The sequence below is a fragment of the Nonomuraea zeae genome, from assembly GCF_005889725.1.
Taxonomy (GTDB): domain Bacteria; phylum Actinomycetota; class Actinomycetes; order Streptosporangiales; family Streptosporangiaceae; genus Nonomuraea; species Nonomuraea zeae.
On sequence record NZ_VCKX01000030.1, the window covers coordinates 43058 to 57188 of the forward strand.

Here is a 14131-nt window from a genome sequence, read left to right on the forward strand (position 1 = left end):
ACCGTCCCCGATGACGATGGCGTCGGTCCTCACTTCGAGCCCCCGTTTCCGGCGGCGTTCTCAGGTGATGGCTCGTCTTCGGCCACCACCGCGACGGGGCAGGGCGCGTTGTGCAGGAAGCTCACCCCGGCCCGCCTGCGGCCGACGACCAGCAGGGTCGCGTGGGCGGCGGCGCCACCCCGCTGGATCCGGACGTCCGGGTAGCGCGCCGCCCAGTCCGTCGTCTCTCCGGAGGCATGCAGGGCGAGCCGGCGAAGGGCGGCCTCGCCGAAGGCGAACTCCAGGACGGACGCGTCCGGTTCCGCCTCCGGCACGATGATCGGTCCCGGATCGGACGCGGCGGGCAGGGGCCCTGGGCCGCGTACGACGATGACCGGGCAGCCGGCATGGGCCGCGGTGTAGCCGGCCACCGAGCCGACGACCGCGCGTGGCAGCGCGCTCAGGCCGCGGGAGCCGACCACGACGAGAGTGGCGCCGCTGGAGAGCTCGACCAGCCGCTGGGCGGCGGGGCCCTCGTACAGGTCGGTCTCGATGCGGATGCCCGAGCTGGTCTGCCGGGCGCAGTCGGCGCCGTGCCACAGCACGTGCTCGGCGGCCTTGCGCAGGTGGGCCTTGGCGTCCTCCTCCGCCTCGCCGTAGGGCCACTGCCAGGCGTGGGCGATGGTCAGGGGCAGTTTCCTGAGCTCGGCCTCGTCCAGCGCCCAGTCCAGGGCCTGCACCGAGAAGTCCGAGCCGTCGTAGCCGAGCACGATGTGGTCCATGTCCGTGAAGCCTCCCTTCCTCCTCCAGCCTCCGCCCGGGCGTGCCCGCCCCCCAGGGCCGAGCGGCCCTGACTCGGCGGGACGTTCGTCACCTCTTGGACCGCCACGCCTTGTGCGCCGCGTCGGCCAGGACCATGACCGGGATCGCCAGCGTGGCCAGCAACCATCCCTCCGGCGGCGGGAAGGCGCCGCCGAGCACCCCGGCGACGGACGGCAGGCCGAGGAAGAGCAGCAGCATGACGGCCTCGAAGGCGAGCGCGCCCAGCAGCAGCGGGTTGGCGCGCCAGCGCAGCCGGCCGATCCAGCGGGACTCGCTGCGGCAGGCGAAGGCGTTGGCGAACTGCCCGAGCACCACGGCGGCGAAGGCGGTGCCGGACGCGGCGGCGAGCAGGACGGGGCCTGGAGCGGCTCCGGGCTGCCAGCCGCCCAGCCAGAGAATCCCCATGAAGGCCCCCATTTCAGCCAGCGCCTGGGCCGGGCCGAGGACGCCGAAGACCCGGACAAGCAGACGGCGGTCGATGAGGTTGCCGGTCCGGGCGGGGCCGTGCATGGTGCGCGGGTTGGCCGGCTCGGCGCCCAGGGCGAGGGCGGGCAGCAGGTCGGTGCCGATGTCGAGGGCCAGCACCTGGAGCACGCTGAGCGCGAGGGGGATGGTGCCGCCGGACAACGCCCAGACCGCGAACGGGGTGAGCTCGGCGACGTTGTCGGTGAGGTGGTAGGTGAGGAAGCGGCGCACGTTGGCGTAGGTGGCCCGGCCCAGCTCGACCGCGGAGACGATGGTGGCGAAGTGGTCGTCGAGCAGCACCAGGTCGGCGGCCTCGCGGGCGACGTCGGTGCCGGAGGCGCCCATGGCGATGCCGATGTCGGCCTCGCGCAGCGCGGGCCCGTCGTTGACCCCGTCGCCGGTCATCGCCACGACGTGGCCACGCGAGCGCAGCGCGCGGGCGATGCGCAGCTTGTCCTCAGGGGTCACGCGAGCGACGACCACGCCGTCCCGATCCAGCAGCTCGCCCAGCGCCGCGTCGTCGCCGGGCAGGTCGGCGCCGGTGACGACCAGCTCGTCCGGGCCGAGCAGCCCGACCTCCACGGCGATGGCGCGCGCGGTGCCCGGATGGTCGCCGGTGACCATGGCCAGTTTGATCCCGGCGATCCGGCATTTCCAGATGGCCTCGGCCACGTCGTCGCGCGGCGGATCGTGCAGCCCGACGAGGCCGAGAAGCTCGAGATCGCGTTCCTCCTCCGTGCCGCCCCTGGCGACGGCCAGCACTCGCAGGCCGCGACGGCTCATCCGGTCCAGAGCCTCCTCCACGCCGGACACGGCGCCGCAGAGCGGGATCACGGTGTCCGGGCCGCCCTTCACGTGCAGGTGGCCGTCGGCCACGACGGAGGCGCGGCGGCGTACCGGGTCGAAGGGGAACCGCGCGGAGATCTCGCCTGACAGGTCGGCGCCCAGCCGCAGCGCCTCCACGTGTAACGCGACCTCCATCGGATCGCCCACCGGCTTGCCGTCACTCATGCGGCCGGTGGAGCTGAGCACGGCCGAGCGCAGCACGTCGGCCACGGGATGCCCCGGCGTCCACACGTCGGCGACGGTCATCTCGTTGCGGGTGAGCGTGCCCGTCTTGTCGGTGCAGATGAACGTGGCCGAGCCCAGCGTCTCCACCGCCTCCAGATGGCGTACGAGGGCGTTGCGGGCCGCCATGCGTTGCGCGGCCCTGGCCAGCGACAGGGTGACCGTGGGCAGCAGCCCTTCGGGAACCAGCGCCACCGTGACACCGATGGCGAACAGGAAACCCTGCCCCGGCTCCATGCCCAGCAGCAGCGCCAGCCCGAAGAACGCCGCCCCGACCGCGACCGCGATGCCCGCGACGATGCGGACCACCTTGCCGAGCTGGACGGCCAGCGGGCTGGGCGGCCGGCTCGCCTCTCTCGTGAGCTTGGCGATCGCGGCCAGCCTGGTGCGCTGCCCGGTGGCCACCACGACCGCCTCGGCCTGGCCTTCCACCACGAACGTGCCCGCGTACGCGCTGTCGCCGAGCTGGGGCCGGACGGGACGGCTCTCCCCCGTCAGCATCGACTCGTTGACGGCCAGCGCGTGCACCTCCACCAGCTCCAGGTCCGCCGAGACGCGATCGCCCGCCTCCAGCAGCGCCACGTCACCGGCCACGAGATCGGCGGCGCTGACGAGGCAGCGCCTGCCGTCCCTGCGGACCACCGCGTTCGCCGGGATCAGCTCGCCCAGTCGTTGCGTCGCCTTGTCGGCGCGGTACTCCTGCGCGAAGGCGAAGACGCCGTTCAGCAGCACGACGATGCAGATGGCCACGGCGAGCTGCGGCATCCCGGCCAGCAGCGCCAGCACGGACGCGCCCCAGAGCAGCAGGGCGAAGAAGTGCACCATCTGGCGTAACAGCAGCACCACCGGCGGGACCCGGCGGGCGGCAGGCAGTCTGTTCGGCCCGTCGGCCGCCAGCCGCGCCGCGGCTTCGGCGGCGGCCAGTCCCGGCCTGGCCGGCGACATGGTAGTCATGCCTGCCACCCTCGGTCTCCGGCGGCTGGGCGGGCAGGGGCCTTGGGCCCTGACTCCCGGGCCGTCCGGCCCTGCCTGCCGCGCCCACCACGCCGCAGCTCACGGAGGCCTTCAGCCTTAGGGTCTTATGCCTCTACGCGACTCCCCACGTCAAGCGATGCCATAGAGGGGAGAACCGAAGGAGTAGCCATGATGCGGACCGCAGTGAAGGATGTCATGACCAGGCGAGTGACCACCGTGCGGGAGCACACCCCGTTCAGGGAGATCGCCGAGGTGCTGGTCGCGAACGGCATCAGCGCCACACCCGTGGTGGACGGCGATGACCGGGTGGTCGGCGTGGTGTCCGAGGGCGACCTGATGCGCAAGGAGGAGTTCCGGGAGCAGTACAGCGGCGAGAGCTACCGGCCCTCGTGGCGCTCCCGGCTGCGGTGGTGGAAGGCCGGCCAGCACGCGGAGGGCGCGCGGAAGGCGGCGGGGAACACCGCCGCCGGCTTGATGGACGCGCCCGCGGTGACGGTCTCCCCGTTCGCCTCGATCAGCAGGGCCGCCCGCCTGATGGACGAGCACGGCGTCAAGCGGCTGGTCGTCGTCGATGACCAGGGGCGGGCGGCGGGCATCGTCAGCCGGCGGGACCTGCTGAAGATGTACCTGCGCGACGACGACGAGATCAGGCGCCGCGTGGTCGAGGGCATCCCCTCTCACGCCCGCTGGGACGATCGCTACGGGATCATCGTCGAGGTCCGCGACGGCATCGTCACGCTGTCCGGGCAGGCGGATCGGCGCAGCGAGGCGATGGCCGCAGTCCGCACCGCCGGGCGGGTCGAGGGGGTCGTGGACGTTCGCCGGGAGCTGACCTGGCGTGAGGACGACCTGGTGACCCTGCCGGTCACCTGGGATCGCCCCTAGGCGGATGCGGGCCGGAGACCCTCGGTGAAGAGGGTCTCCGGCCCGGCCTTCACCTGAGCGCCTCCGTCTTCGACGGGGCGAGCGCGTGCCGCACGGTGGCGATGAACCACAGCGCGATGGCGCTGTAGAACAGCACTCCGACAGCCATCTCACTCGCCGTGATCAGCCCGAGGACACCCGCGATGAGCGCGATGCCGCCGAGCGTGCTCGCCACGACGACGTACGTGCCCTTGCGTTCGGACTCCTCGGGGGCCGCGCTCAGGGCGCACCCACCGGCGATCCCCAGCAGCAGGATCACCGCGGTGGCGCCGCGCGCGTTGTCGATGATCGGGACGTCCGCGCCCTGTGTGAAGGCAACGTAGACGGCGACGTTCACGCCCGCGACCACTGTCGCCAGAGCGTCCTTCCAGGTCAACCGCATTCTTGCCACCTCCTCCTTTCCCTTCGAGCGTCTGCCAGGGAAGGCAGTGCGGCCAGTGCCGTTGGTCCCTGCGCTCAGGGACGTTCGCGGCCGGTCCCTGCGCTCAGGGACGTTCGCGGCCGGTCCCCCGCGGTCAGGGACGTTCGCGGCCGGCCCCCCGCGGTCAGGGACTTTCGCGGCCGATCCTTGTCAGGGTCACGGCCGGTGCACCACCGCGACGGGGCAGGGGGCGTGATGCACCATGGCCTGGCTCACCGAGCCGAGCAGCAGCCCGCGCACCTCGCCCAGACCTCGCGCGCCCACCACCAGCAGCCGCGCCTTCCACGCCGCGTCCAGCAGTGCCCGGCGCGCCGGCTCGTCGACACGTTCGACGTCGCACTGCAGCTCCGGATACCTGTGCCGCCATGAGAGGAGCTCCTCCCAGGCGAGCCCTTCGGCCTGGACGCGTATGTCCTGCACACCCGCCTCCGGGCCGCGTCCCGGGTGGGCGATCACCGCAGTGAGCGGTGCGCCGCGCAGGTGCGCCTCCACGGCGCCGAAGCCCAGGGCGGCCACGGACGGCGGAGATCCGTCGAAGCCGACCATCACCCGGTGCGCGTCGCGTGCGCCGGGCTCCCCGCGCATCACGACCAGCGGGCACCGGGCGTGCGCCGCGGCGTGGGCGCTCACCGAGCCCGCCAGCAGCCCTTCGAGGGTGCCGCGGCCGTGCGTGCCCACCACCACGAGCTCGGCGTCCCAGGACAGCTCGGACAGCAGGTCCGACGGTGACCCCCTGTCGATCAGCGTGTTGACCGGGACGTCGGGGTAGTGGCGCCCGACCCACGCCGCGGCGTGCCTGAGCAGCCGCCGTGCCGGGCGGCGTGCCAGTTGGTACGGCACCAGCTCTCCCGGCCATTCGTGATACGGCCATTCCCAGGCGTGGCACACGGTCAAGGGTGTCTTCCGGTGCGCGGCCTCGTACGCTCCCCAGCGCAGTGCCTGCCTCGCCGAGAGCGAGTCCTCATAGCCCACCACCACACCGAGCTGCTCCGTCATGGCTGCCTCCTCGCCGTTTCCCCCTTTCACCTTCGATCGCGCCCGCGACGCCGAGCAGAGTCCTCCCTCTCCCATCGTCGGGACTTTGGTCCCCGTCGCGGATTCGCGGTGCCGGGCTGAAGGAGCGAGTGCTCCTGCCGTACGCCTCAGGCACGAAGACGAGCTGCCCGGCGGGGGGCGGGGACCTTCGGCCTGCGGGCGCGGGTCGTACGGCACTGCCTGCGAAACGGCCGCCGGGACAGCCTCGGAGGTGAGATCCGCACCGTGCGAAGGGATGATCCGGCATGTCCGAGGGATACGACGTTTTGCTGCGCGACGGTGGGATGGCGCACGTCCGTCCCTTAAGCCCGTCCGATCGCCCCGCGCTGCACGAGCTGGTGGAGCGCTCGTCGGAGCGCTCGGCCTACCTGCGCTTCTTCACCGGCGGCAGGAAGACCGCGCACTCCTACATGGACCGGCTCACCGGCGACAAATATCCCGGCCGCGCGCTGGTGGCCGTCATGAAGGGGCGGCTGGTGGCGGTGGCCGAGTACATCCCCGGCGATGACGGCGCGGCCGACCTGGCCATCCTCATCGACGACGGCGTGCACGGGCACGGCCTCGGCACGCTCCTGCTCGAACACCTCGCCCTGGACGCGGCCGCGCACGGCGTGCGCGAGCTGGTCGCCGACGTGCTGGCCGAGAACCAGCCGATGCTGCGGGTGCTGCGGGATCTCGGCCTGGACCTCACGCAGCGCTTCGAGGGCGGCATGCTGCACCTCGACATCGCCGCCACGGCCACGCCCCGCCTGCGCGCGGGCATCGAGGCGCGCGACCACGAGTCCGGGCGGGCGTCGCTGGCCCGGGTGCTGGCCCCGCGCTCGGTCGCGGTGATCGGCGCGAGCCGGGACGAGCGCGCCGTCGGGCACAAGGTGCTGCGCAACCTCATCGACGGCGGCTTCCCCGGCCCCCTCTACCCCGTCAACCCGAACGCGGCCGAGGTGGCCGGGCTCGCCTGCCACGCGAGGGTGCCCGCGGGCGCGGACCTGGCCGTGGTCGCGGTGCCCGCCCGCCACGTGCTGGAGGTGGCCCGCGACTGCGCGGAGGCCGGGGTGGCCGGGCTGGTGGTGCTGACGTCCGGCTTCGCCGAGGCCGGCCGGCCGGATGCGGAGACGGAGCTGCGGAAGATCTGCCGCACGGCCGGAATGCGCCTGATCGGCCCGAACTGCCTGGGCGTGGTCAACACCGCGGCCCGGCTGAACGCCAGTTTCCTGCCGCACCGCCCGGTCCAGGGCCGGGTGGCGCTGCTGTCGCAGTCGGGCGCCGTGGGAGCGGCGCTGCTGGAGCGGCTGGAGGTGTCGACGTTCGTGTCCGTCGGCAACAAGGCCGACGTCAGCGGCAACGACCTGCTCGAATACTGGGAGGACGACCCTGACACGGATGTGATCGCGCTGTATCTGGAGTCGTTCGGGAACCCGCGCAAGTTCGCCCGCATCGCGCGCCGCGTCGGCGCGCGCAAGCCGATCCTGCTGGTCAAGAGCGGCCGTAGCGGGGCCGGCGACCGGGCGGTGCGCTCCCACACCGCCGCCGCGGCCACCCCGGACGTGGCGGTGGACGCGCTGGCCCGCGCCTCCGGCGTGATCCGGCTCGACAGCGTGCACGAGCTGATCGACACCGCCCGGCTGCTGGCGAGCCGGCCGCTGCCGGCCGGACGCCGGGTCGCGATCGTCGGCAACTCGGGCGGGCCGCAGGCGATGGCCGCCGACGCGTGCGAGCGCCACGGCCTGAGCGTCCCCGAACTGCCGCCCGGCCTGCTGACGGCCCGTACGTCCGCCGCGCTGGGCAACCCCGTCGACCTGACCGCGGACGCGTCGGCGGACGAGATCGGCGCCGCCGTCGCGGCCCTCACCACCTCACCCGAGGTCGACGTGGTCCTCGTCGTCTATACGCCGCCTTTCGGCTCAGGGCTGGAGGAGACGCGCCAGGCGATCGCCCGGGCGGCCGAGAACTCCCCCAAGACCGTGCTGGCCTGCGTCGTCGGCCACGACGGGATGATCGGCGGCCGGGTGCCCAGCTACGCGTTCCCCGAGCAGGCCGTCGAGGCCCTCTCGCACGCGGTGGGCTACGCCGAGTGGCGGGACCGGCCCGCCGGACCGGCCGCCCCGGCTTTCGCCGCCCGCGTCGAAGAGGCGCGCGAGATCGTCAAGGCCGGCCTGGCGGCGCACTCCGACGGCGGCTGGCTCTCCCCCGCGGAGACCGCCCGGCTGCTCGGCTGCTACGGCGTCACGCTGGTGGAGTCGGTGGACGTGGACGGCCCCGACGCCGCCGCGGTGGCGGCCGAACGGCTGGGGCCGCCGGTCGTCCTCAAGGCCGTCGGCCCGGTGCACAAGAGCGACGTCGGCGGTGTCCGGCTGGACCTGCGCTCTTCGGAGGAGGCGCGGCAGGCCTATCTCGACATGTCGCGGCGCCTCGGGATCCGCGGGGCCATCGTCCAGCGCATGCTGCCCGGCGGGGTGGAGATCATCGTCGGGGGCGTCAACTACCCGGTGTTCGGCCCGCTCGTCATGGTCGGCATGGGCGGCGTCATGGCCGACCTGCTGGCCGATCGCGCCTTCCGCGTGCCCCCCGTCACCGACCCGGCCGCGATGATCGGCGAGCTGCGCTGCGCGCCGCTGCTGCACGGCTACCGCGGCACGCAGCCCGCCGACGTCGCCGCCCTGGCGGAGCAGATCACGCGCATCGGCCGGCTGCTCGACGACCTGCCGCAGGTGGCCGAGCTCGACCTCAACCCGGTCATCGTCACGGCGGACGGCGCGACCACGGTGGACGCCCGCGTCCGGGTGGCCCCCTGCGATCCGCCGCCCTCTCCCCTGCTGCGCCGCCTGCGCTGACCAACGACCGTCACGTCCCGGGACTTCCGCCTCTACCTCCCGGGCCGTGCGGACGCTCTGATGAAGGCAGCGACAAAGGAGGCACGCATGCGTATGACCGTCGCGGACGTGATGACCGACGAGGTCGTCTCCGTCGCCGCCGCCACCCCGTTCAAGGACATCGCCGAAGCGCTCATCGCCGGCGGCATCAGCGCCGTGCCGGTGCTGGACGACGACAACCACGTGATCGGCATGGTCTCCGAGGCCGACCTGCTGCGCAAGGAGGAGTTCCGCGAGCAGTTCTACCGCGAGGGCTACCGCCCGCCGCTGCGCGCCCGGCTGCGCCACCCCAAGGGCCGGCAGAAGGCCGCCGGCGACACCGCCGCCGAGCTCATGACCAGCCCCGCCGTCGTCATCACCCCCCGGTCCTCCGTGATCACCGCCGCCCGGCTGATGGACGAGCGCGACGTCAAGCGGCTGGCCGTCGTGGACCCCTACGGCCGGCTGCAGGGCATCGTCAGCCGTCGCGACCTCGTGAAGCTCTTCGTGCGCCCTGACGAGGAGATCGCCGCGGAAGTCTGTGACGACATCCTCGGCCGCGCCCTGTGGGTGCACGCCGGCGGCGTGGAGGTGGAGGTGAGCCGGGGCGTCGTGACCCTGTCCGGCCGGCTGGACCGCCGCACCGAGTGCGGCATCGCCTGCCGCATGACCGCCCGCGTCAACGGCGTGATCGACGTCGTCGACCAGCTGACCTGGAAGACCGACGACTCGAAGTGGGAGGCCCGATAGCCATGCTCGTACGCGAGGTCATGACCGCCCCGGCCATCACCGTCCGCCGCACCGACCCGGTGCGGCAGGCCATCCGGGTCCTGTACAGCCATGACATCACCGCCGCCCCCGTCGTCGACGACAGCGACCGCCTCGTCGGCGTGGTCAGCGAGCTCGACCTGCTGCGAGGCGAGTTCGAGCCCGATCCTCGCGCCACCGCGCGGCCCGTCCCTGCGGCTCACGAGCCGCCGCCCAGGCGCGTCATGGAGGTCATGACGCGCGACGTCCTCACGGTCACCGAGACCACCGACGTCACCACGGTGATCAACCTGATGGTCGGCAAGCGCATCAAGAGCCTGCCCGTCCTGCGCGGCGAGGTGATCGTCGGAGTGGTCAGCCGTCGTGATCTGATGGCCATGCTGGCCCGTCCCGACGACGAGTTGCGCCTGGCCGTCGTCGCCGCGCTGCACGAGCAGTACCCGTTCGGCCCGAGCTGGGACGTCGCCGTGCACAACGGCGTCGCCGAGCTGAGCGGGCCGCCACACGAGCACGCCGACCGCATCGCCGACGTGCTCGCCCGCACCGTGCCCGGCATCGTCCGGGTCAGGCATCTCAGGAGGACATGATGAGATCAACCGTCCAGGACGTGATGACCACCGACGTGGCCGCCGTCAACCAGACCGCCTCCTTCCACACCGTCGCCGAACTCCTCATCAGCAAAGGCGTCAGCGGCATGCCCGTGCTCGACGACGACAACCACGTCATCGGCATCGTCTCCGAAGCCGACCTGCTGGCCAAGGAAGAATTCAAAGAACGCTACTACGGCGACGACTACCGCCCACCCCTGCGCGCCCGCATCCGCCACACCGCCGGCAGCGAAGGCAGCGGCTTCCGCAAATCACTCGGCGAAACCGCCGGCGACCTGATGACCTCACCCGCCCACGTCACCGACGCCAACGCCCCCGTCGTCACCGCCGCCCGGCTCATGGACCGCTACGGCGTCAAACGCCTGCCCGTCGTCGACCCCGACGGCCGCCTGATCGGCATCGTCAGCCGCCGCGACCTCATCAAGGTCTTCCTCCGCCCGGACCGGGACATCGAGCAGGACGTACGAGAAGCCGTCCGCACCGACCTGCACAGCATGGACGTCACCGTCGCCGACGGCATCGTCACCCTGTCCGGCACCCTGGCCGAGCACAGCCAGGCGGTCACCGCGGGACGGCTGGCCGAGAACGTGGACGGCGTCGTGGCCGTGCACGACACGCTCACCTGGAAGCACGACGACATCGCCGACCTGCCGGTCTGGGGCGGCGCATGACATGACCGGCCTGCTCGGCGCCGACCGGCACCCTGTGGGAGCCCGCCCGGGACCCGGCCGGTCCCGGCCAGGCGCCCCTTCCGAGCCCCGCTCGGCGCCCGTCGAAGCCCGCGAACGCCGCCGTCACCGGCGGCGTTCGCATGCGGCCACCAGGGCCCCAAGGCGTCGCACCACGGCGTAACCTCCGCGTCGTGGCTCAGGACGTCTCACTCGAACCGTCGTGACTCGGGCCGTCTGACTCGGGCCGGAAGTCCCAGCGGACCGGGGCCGAAGGGCCGTCCGCTCCGAGGTCGTTGGCACCTGCCGCCGGCGACCGGCGCACGGCAGAGTAGCGAGCAAGCAAAGGAGCGAACCACCGAGGAGTTGACCGAGATGCGAACCACCCGCGTGATGCTGCGCCCGAAACCGGCTCGCCCTCGGCCGGACCTCGATCTGCGTACGCCGTCCGGGCGTCCGCTGCCGTACTGACCAGGCTCATAGCCCGCGCACGGCCGCGCGCGGGCTCAGCTCTGCTCCACCGTCTCCCTGCGCACCACGATCAGCGGGCAGGGAGCCTGCTGCACCAGCGCCTGGCTGACGGAGCCGAGGAGCATCCCGGCGAACGTGCCGTGCCCGTGCGAGCCGACCACGAGCAGATCGGCCCCCTGCGCGGCCTCGCGCAGCACCGCGACCGGGTGGCCGTGGATGACCTCCGCCACGACGACCACGTCCGGGTGGCGCTCTCGATGGCCGGCGATGGTCTGCTTCAGATCGAGCAGCTGGTGGCGCTCGTCCTCGGCGTCGGCGGGCTCGAACCCGCTCACGTGCGGCCAGGCCCAGGCGCGCACCGTACGCAGCACCGCGCCGCGCAGCTCGGCCTCGGCGAAGGCGGACTCCAGCACCCGGTGTGCCTGCGGTGAACCGTCCACGCCCGCCACGATCTCCGCGCGCGGCAGGGACGGCAGCTCGTGGACCACGGCCACGTCACACGGCGCGTGCCCGGCCACCCCGAACGCCACCGACCCGACGAGCAGGCCGCGCACTCCGCCGACGCCATGACCGCCCACGACCAGGAGCTCCGCGTCCCGCGCGGCTCTGATCAAGGCGGTACGCGGGTCACCGGGCGCGAGTGCGGCCTCCACCTTGAGGCCCGTGTGCTCCCGGAGTGCCCTGTCCTCGGCGGTGGCCAGCAGGTCGAGACCGTTCCTGCGCATCCACGCGGCCACATCGGCATAGCGCCCGTCGGCGGTGTCGACGACCCAGCGCGGCAGCGCGTGCAGCACGGTCAGCGCCGTGCCACGCAGCACGGCCTCCCTGGCCGCCCAGCCCGCCGCCTCCAGCGCGGCTCGCGATCCGTCCGCTCCAACGATGATCATCGTGGTCGCCTCCTCTCCTCCCATCGCAACGCCGGGGAGAGCGGCCGGCCAGCGTCGAAGGTCCCGCCCGCGGCGTCTTTCGTCATCAGGCACGGCGAATGGTGCGCGGCACACGCAGCCCGGGATGCGGTCGCCCTTCCGGACCTGCGGTCCCCGTACCGGAGTGAGCTCACAGCTCCCGGTGGCTGCCGAGGGCCACCGCGGCGGCGAGGGCGGTCGCGGTGAGCGCTGCCGTGAGCGCCGCGCTGAGGGCCAGGCCGGTGGCCGGCAGGCCGCGGACCAGCTCTTCCATGGCGCCGGCGAGCCGGGTCGGCAGCCAGGCCGCGCCGGTGATCCCGTCCACCACGGCCAGGGCGAGAAGCGCGGCGAGGGCGGCACCCGCCGTGGCGGCCACGCTGCGCGTGACGGCGGCGGCCAGGGCGGTGAGTGCGACGGCGAAGCCCAGGAACAGCGCGCCGGCGGCCAGGCCGATCAGCATCCGGACCGGCGGCAGGTCTCCGAGGAGCACCGCCGTCTCGTACCAGGCGGCGGCCGTACCGAGAACCAGGCCGGACACCGCCGCGCCTGCGGTGACGACGTAGGCGGGCAGGATGATGGCGGCCACGCCGCGCACGCGGGTGCGCAGGAAGACGGCCATCTCCCGGCGGGCGTCGAAAGCCAGGGCCGAGGCGGCCACCAGCACCACGACCAGCAGCCCGATCTGCGAGGCGTTGCTCGTGTACTGGGCGATGCCGTCGGCGGGCACCGGCGTGGGGAAGTCCACCCGCACGCCCTCGGTGCCGATCCGGCCGAGGATCTCGCCGAGATAGCGGGCGGTCAGCGGCCCGGTGAGGCCGAAGAACAGATAGGCGCCGAGGATCGCGATCAGCCGGTGGGTGCGCACCAGGCGCAGCCATTCCAGTCGCCACAGGGTCATGACGTCAGCTCCAGGAACACGTCTTCCAGGTCGGCGGCCTGGGGGCCGAGACTCACCACGCGGGCGTCGCCGGCCGCCAGCGCGCCGGGCAGCCGTTGCTCGGCCTCCGCCAGGGAGCGGACGGTCACCCGCAGCCGCTGGTCGTCGAGGATGTCCACGCCGGTGACCCAGTCCTCGGCGCGCAGCACGCCGGCCACGCGGCCCAGCGGCGGGCGCAGCCGTACCAGATAGGCGGGCACGGCCCGGCCGACCAGCAGGTCGGGCAGGGAGCCCTGGAAGAGCAGCCGGCCCTCGCGCAGGATGCCGACCGTGTCGCACACCTCCTGCACGTCGGCCAGGATGTGGCTGGACAGCACCACCGTGGCCTTGCCACGCAGGCCCGCGATCAGGTCGAGCACCTCGCGCCGCCCGGCCGGATCCAGCGCCGAGGCGGGCTCGTCGAGCAGCAGCAGCTCCGGCTCCCCCACGACGGTGGCGGCCAGGCCGAGGCGCTGCAGCATGCCGCGCGAATAGCCGCCGACGCGCCGCTCCGCCGCGGCGGACAGCTCCGCGTCGGCCAGCACCCGCTCCTCGCGCGAGACCGGCAGGCCAGGGGCGACGAGCCGCCGCGCGAGCGCGACCACCTCGCGGCCGGTCAGCCACGGCTCGAACTGCGGGGTGTCGGGCAGCAACGCGACCCGGCGGCGTGGCGGAGCGAGCCGCACTTCGCCGCTCGTCGGCCTGCGCAGCCCGGCCAGCACGGCCAGCAGCGTGGTCTTGCCCGCGCCGTTCGGCCCCACCAGCCCGTAGACCGCTCCTTCGGGCACGGCCAGGTCCACACCCGCCAGCGCCGGGTGGGCGCCATAGCGCTTCGCCAGCCCCCGAGTCTCGACGATCATCGCGGCTGCCTGCCGATCAGCAGGTAGACGATCCCGCCGAACGGCACCGACGCCACGCAGACCAGGACCCACGCCCATTTGGGCAGGAAGCGGACCTTCGCTCGGGCCAGGTCCACCAGGCAGTATCCGACGAACAGCCCCACCACGACGACCAGCGGGACGATCGCGGCGAGAGGGATCGTATCGGCGCTCATCTTCCGGCTCCCTTCCCTCGGGTTTCCGGCGCGGGGTCAGGTCCTGTTCCGGCGGCGGATCTCCACCGCCCTCCCCTCCAGCCTCGCGCCCTGCCCGCGCGGCCGCCCGGGGAGGAGGTCCTCGAACGACTGGCGTTGGACCCCGCGTGCGGCACTTCCGGCTCTCCGGACGGGGCCGGCCACCTTTGTGTTTAGATGCGCTC

At 73.2% G+C, this 14131-nt stretch carries 13 protein-coding genes; 5 read left to right on the forward strand and 8 right to left on the reverse strand.

Annotated features, from left to right (window positions below):
* Positions 1–29 precede the first annotated feature (29 nt).
* Both ETD85_RS12850 and ETD85_RS12855 read right to left on the reverse strand, forming a co-directional pair.
* A complete protein-coding gene (locus tag ETD85_RS12850; protein ID WP_138689893.1) occupies positions 30–761 on the reverse strand; it encodes a universal stress protein in 732 nt (243 codons plus the stop codon).
* A gap of 88 nt (positions 762–849) precedes the next feature.
* Entirely contained in the window at positions 850–3288 is a 2439-nt protein-coding gene (locus ETD85_RS12855; protein WP_138689894.1) for a cation-translocating P-type ATPase, read from the reverse strand.
* A gap of 189 nt (positions 3289–3477) precedes the next feature.
* Between ETD85_RS12855 and ETD85_RS12860 the strand changes: the two genes are divergently transcribed.
* A complete protein-coding gene (locus ETD85_RS12860) occupies positions 3478–4194 on the forward strand; it encodes a CBS domain-containing protein (protein ID WP_338087140.1) in 717 nt (238 codons plus the stop codon).
* 49 nt (positions 4195–4243) lie between these two features.
* Here the strand turns inward: ETD85_RS12860 and ETD85_RS12865 are convergent, their stop codons facing one another.
* Both ETD85_RS12865 and ETD85_RS12870 read right to left on the reverse strand, forming a co-directional pair.
* Positions 4244–4615: a hypothetical protein gene (locus tag ETD85_RS12865; protein ID WP_138689895.1), complete on the reverse strand. Its 372-nt coding sequence runs from the start codon at positions 4613–4615 to the stop codon at positions 4244–4246.
* A gap of 195 nt (positions 4616–4810) precedes the next feature.
* Positions 4811–5650, reverse strand: coding sequence for a universal stress protein (locus ETD85_RS12870; RefSeq protein ID WP_170246649.1), 840 nt, complete (start codon positions 5648–5650; stop codon positions 4811–4813).
* Between the two features lie 284 nt (positions 5651–5934).
* Here ETD85_RS12870 and ETD85_RS12875 point away from each other — a divergent pair, with 284 nt between their 5' ends.
* From ETD85_RS12875 to ETD85_RS12890, 4 genes are all read left to right on the forward strand, one after another.
* Positions 5935–8520, forward strand: coding sequence for a bifunctional acetate--CoA ligase family protein/GNAT family N-acetyltransferase (locus tag ETD85_RS12875; RefSeq protein ID WP_138689897.1), 2586 nt, complete (start codon positions 5935–5937; stop codon positions 8518–8520).
* A gap of 87 nt (positions 8521–8607) precedes the next feature.
* A complete protein-coding gene (locus ETD85_RS12880; RefSeq protein WP_240779117.1) occupies positions 8608–9288 on the forward strand; it encodes a CBS domain-containing protein in 681 nt (226 codons plus the stop codon).
* Positions 9289–9290: 2 nt separating this feature from the next.
* The gene (locus ETD85_RS12885; RefSeq protein ID WP_138689898.1) at positions 9291–9893 is read left to right on the forward strand and encodes a CBS domain-containing protein; all 603 of its coding nucleotides are present in this window, start codon (positions 9291–9293) and stop codon (positions 9891–9893) included.
* Positions 9890–10585, forward strand: coding sequence for a CBS domain-containing protein (locus ETD85_RS12890; RefSeq protein WP_240779118.1), 696 nt, complete (start codon positions 9890–9892; stop codon positions 10583–10585). Before ETD85_RS12885 ends, ETD85_RS12890 begins: the two co-directional genes overlap by 4 nt.
* Before the next feature lie 503 nt (positions 10586–11088).
* On the opposite strand, the gene ETD85_RS12895 is transcribed toward ETD85_RS12890, so the two are convergent.
* The 4 genes from ETD85_RS12895 to ETD85_RS12910 form a co-directional block, all read right to left on the reverse strand.
* The gene (locus ETD85_RS12895; protein WP_138689899.1) at positions 11089–11940 is read right to left on the reverse strand and encodes a universal stress protein; all 852 of its coding nucleotides are present in this window, start codon (positions 11938–11940) and stop codon (positions 11089–11091) included.
* A gap of 169 nt (positions 11941–12109) precedes the next feature.
* On the reverse strand, positions 12110–12856 hold the full coding sequence (locus tag ETD85_RS12900; protein WP_138689900.1) for a hypothetical protein: 747 nt from the start codon (positions 12854–12856) through the stop codon (positions 12110–12112).
* Positions 12853–13734: an ABC transporter ATP-binding protein gene (locus ETD85_RS12905; protein WP_138689901.1), complete on the reverse strand. Its 882-nt coding sequence runs from the start codon at positions 13732–13734 to the stop codon at positions 12853–12855. The genes ETD85_RS12900 and ETD85_RS12905 overlap by 4 nt, the downstream gene beginning before the upstream one ends.
* Entirely contained in the window at positions 13731–13928 is a 198-nt protein-coding gene (locus tag ETD85_RS12910) for a PLD nuclease N-terminal domain-containing protein (protein ID WP_138689902.1), read from the reverse strand. The genes ETD85_RS12905 and ETD85_RS12910 overlap by 4 nt, the downstream gene beginning before the upstream one ends.
* Positions 13929–14131 lie beyond the last annotated feature (203 nt).

Excerpts from the sequence above, each read along its gene's own strand:
- ETD85_RS12850 (WP_138689893.1), bottom strand. The coding sequence starts at position 761 with ATGGACCACATCGTGCTCGGCTACGACGGCTCGGACTTCTCGGTGCAG.
- ETD85_RS12855 (WP_138689894.1), bottom strand. The coding sequence starts at position 3,288 with ATGACTACCATGTCGCCGGCCAGGCCGGGACTGGCCGCCGCCGAAGCC.
- ETD85_RS12860 (WP_338087140.1), top strand. The coding sequence starts at position 3,478 with ATGATGCGGACCGCAGTGAAGGATGTCATGACCAGGCGAGTGACCACC.
- ETD85_RS12865 (WP_138689895.1), bottom strand. The coding sequence starts at position 4,615 with ATGCGGTTGACCTGGAAGGACGCTCTGGCGACAGTGGTCGCGGGCGTG.
- ETD85_RS12870 (WP_170246649.1), bottom strand. The coding sequence starts at position 5,650 with ATGACGGAGCAGCTCGGTGTGGTGGTGGGCTATGAGGACTCGCTCTCG.
- ETD85_RS12875 (WP_138689897.1), top strand. The coding sequence starts at position 5,935 with ATGTCCGAGGGATACGACGTTTTGCTGCGCGACGGTGGGATGGCGCAC.
- ETD85_RS12880 (WP_240779117.1), top strand. The coding sequence starts at position 8,608 with ATGCGTATGACCGTCGCGGACGTGATGACCGACGAGGTCGTCTCCGTC.
- ETD85_RS12885 (WP_138689898.1), top strand. The coding sequence starts at position 9,291 with ATGCTCGTACGCGAGGTCATGACCGCCCCGGCCATCACCGTCCGCCGC.
- ETD85_RS12890 (WP_240779118.1), top strand. The coding sequence starts at position 9,890 with ATGATGAGATCAACCGTCCAGGACGTGATGACCACCGACGTGGCCGCC.
- ETD85_RS12895 (WP_138689899.1), bottom strand. The coding sequence starts at position 11,940 with ATGATCATCGTTGGAGCGGACGGATCGCGAGCCGCGCTGGAGGCGGCG.
- ETD85_RS12900 (WP_138689900.1), bottom strand. The coding sequence starts at position 12,856 with ATGACCCTGTGGCGACTGGAATGGCTGCGCCTGGTGCGCACCCACCGG.
- ETD85_RS12905 (WP_138689901.1), bottom strand. The coding sequence starts at position 13,734 with ATGATCGTCGAGACTCGGGGGCTGGCGAAGCGCTATGGCGCCCACCCG.
- ETD85_RS12910 (WP_138689902.1), bottom strand. The coding sequence starts at position 13,928 with ATGAGCGCCGATACGATCCCTCTCGCCGCGATCGTCCCGCTGGTCGTC.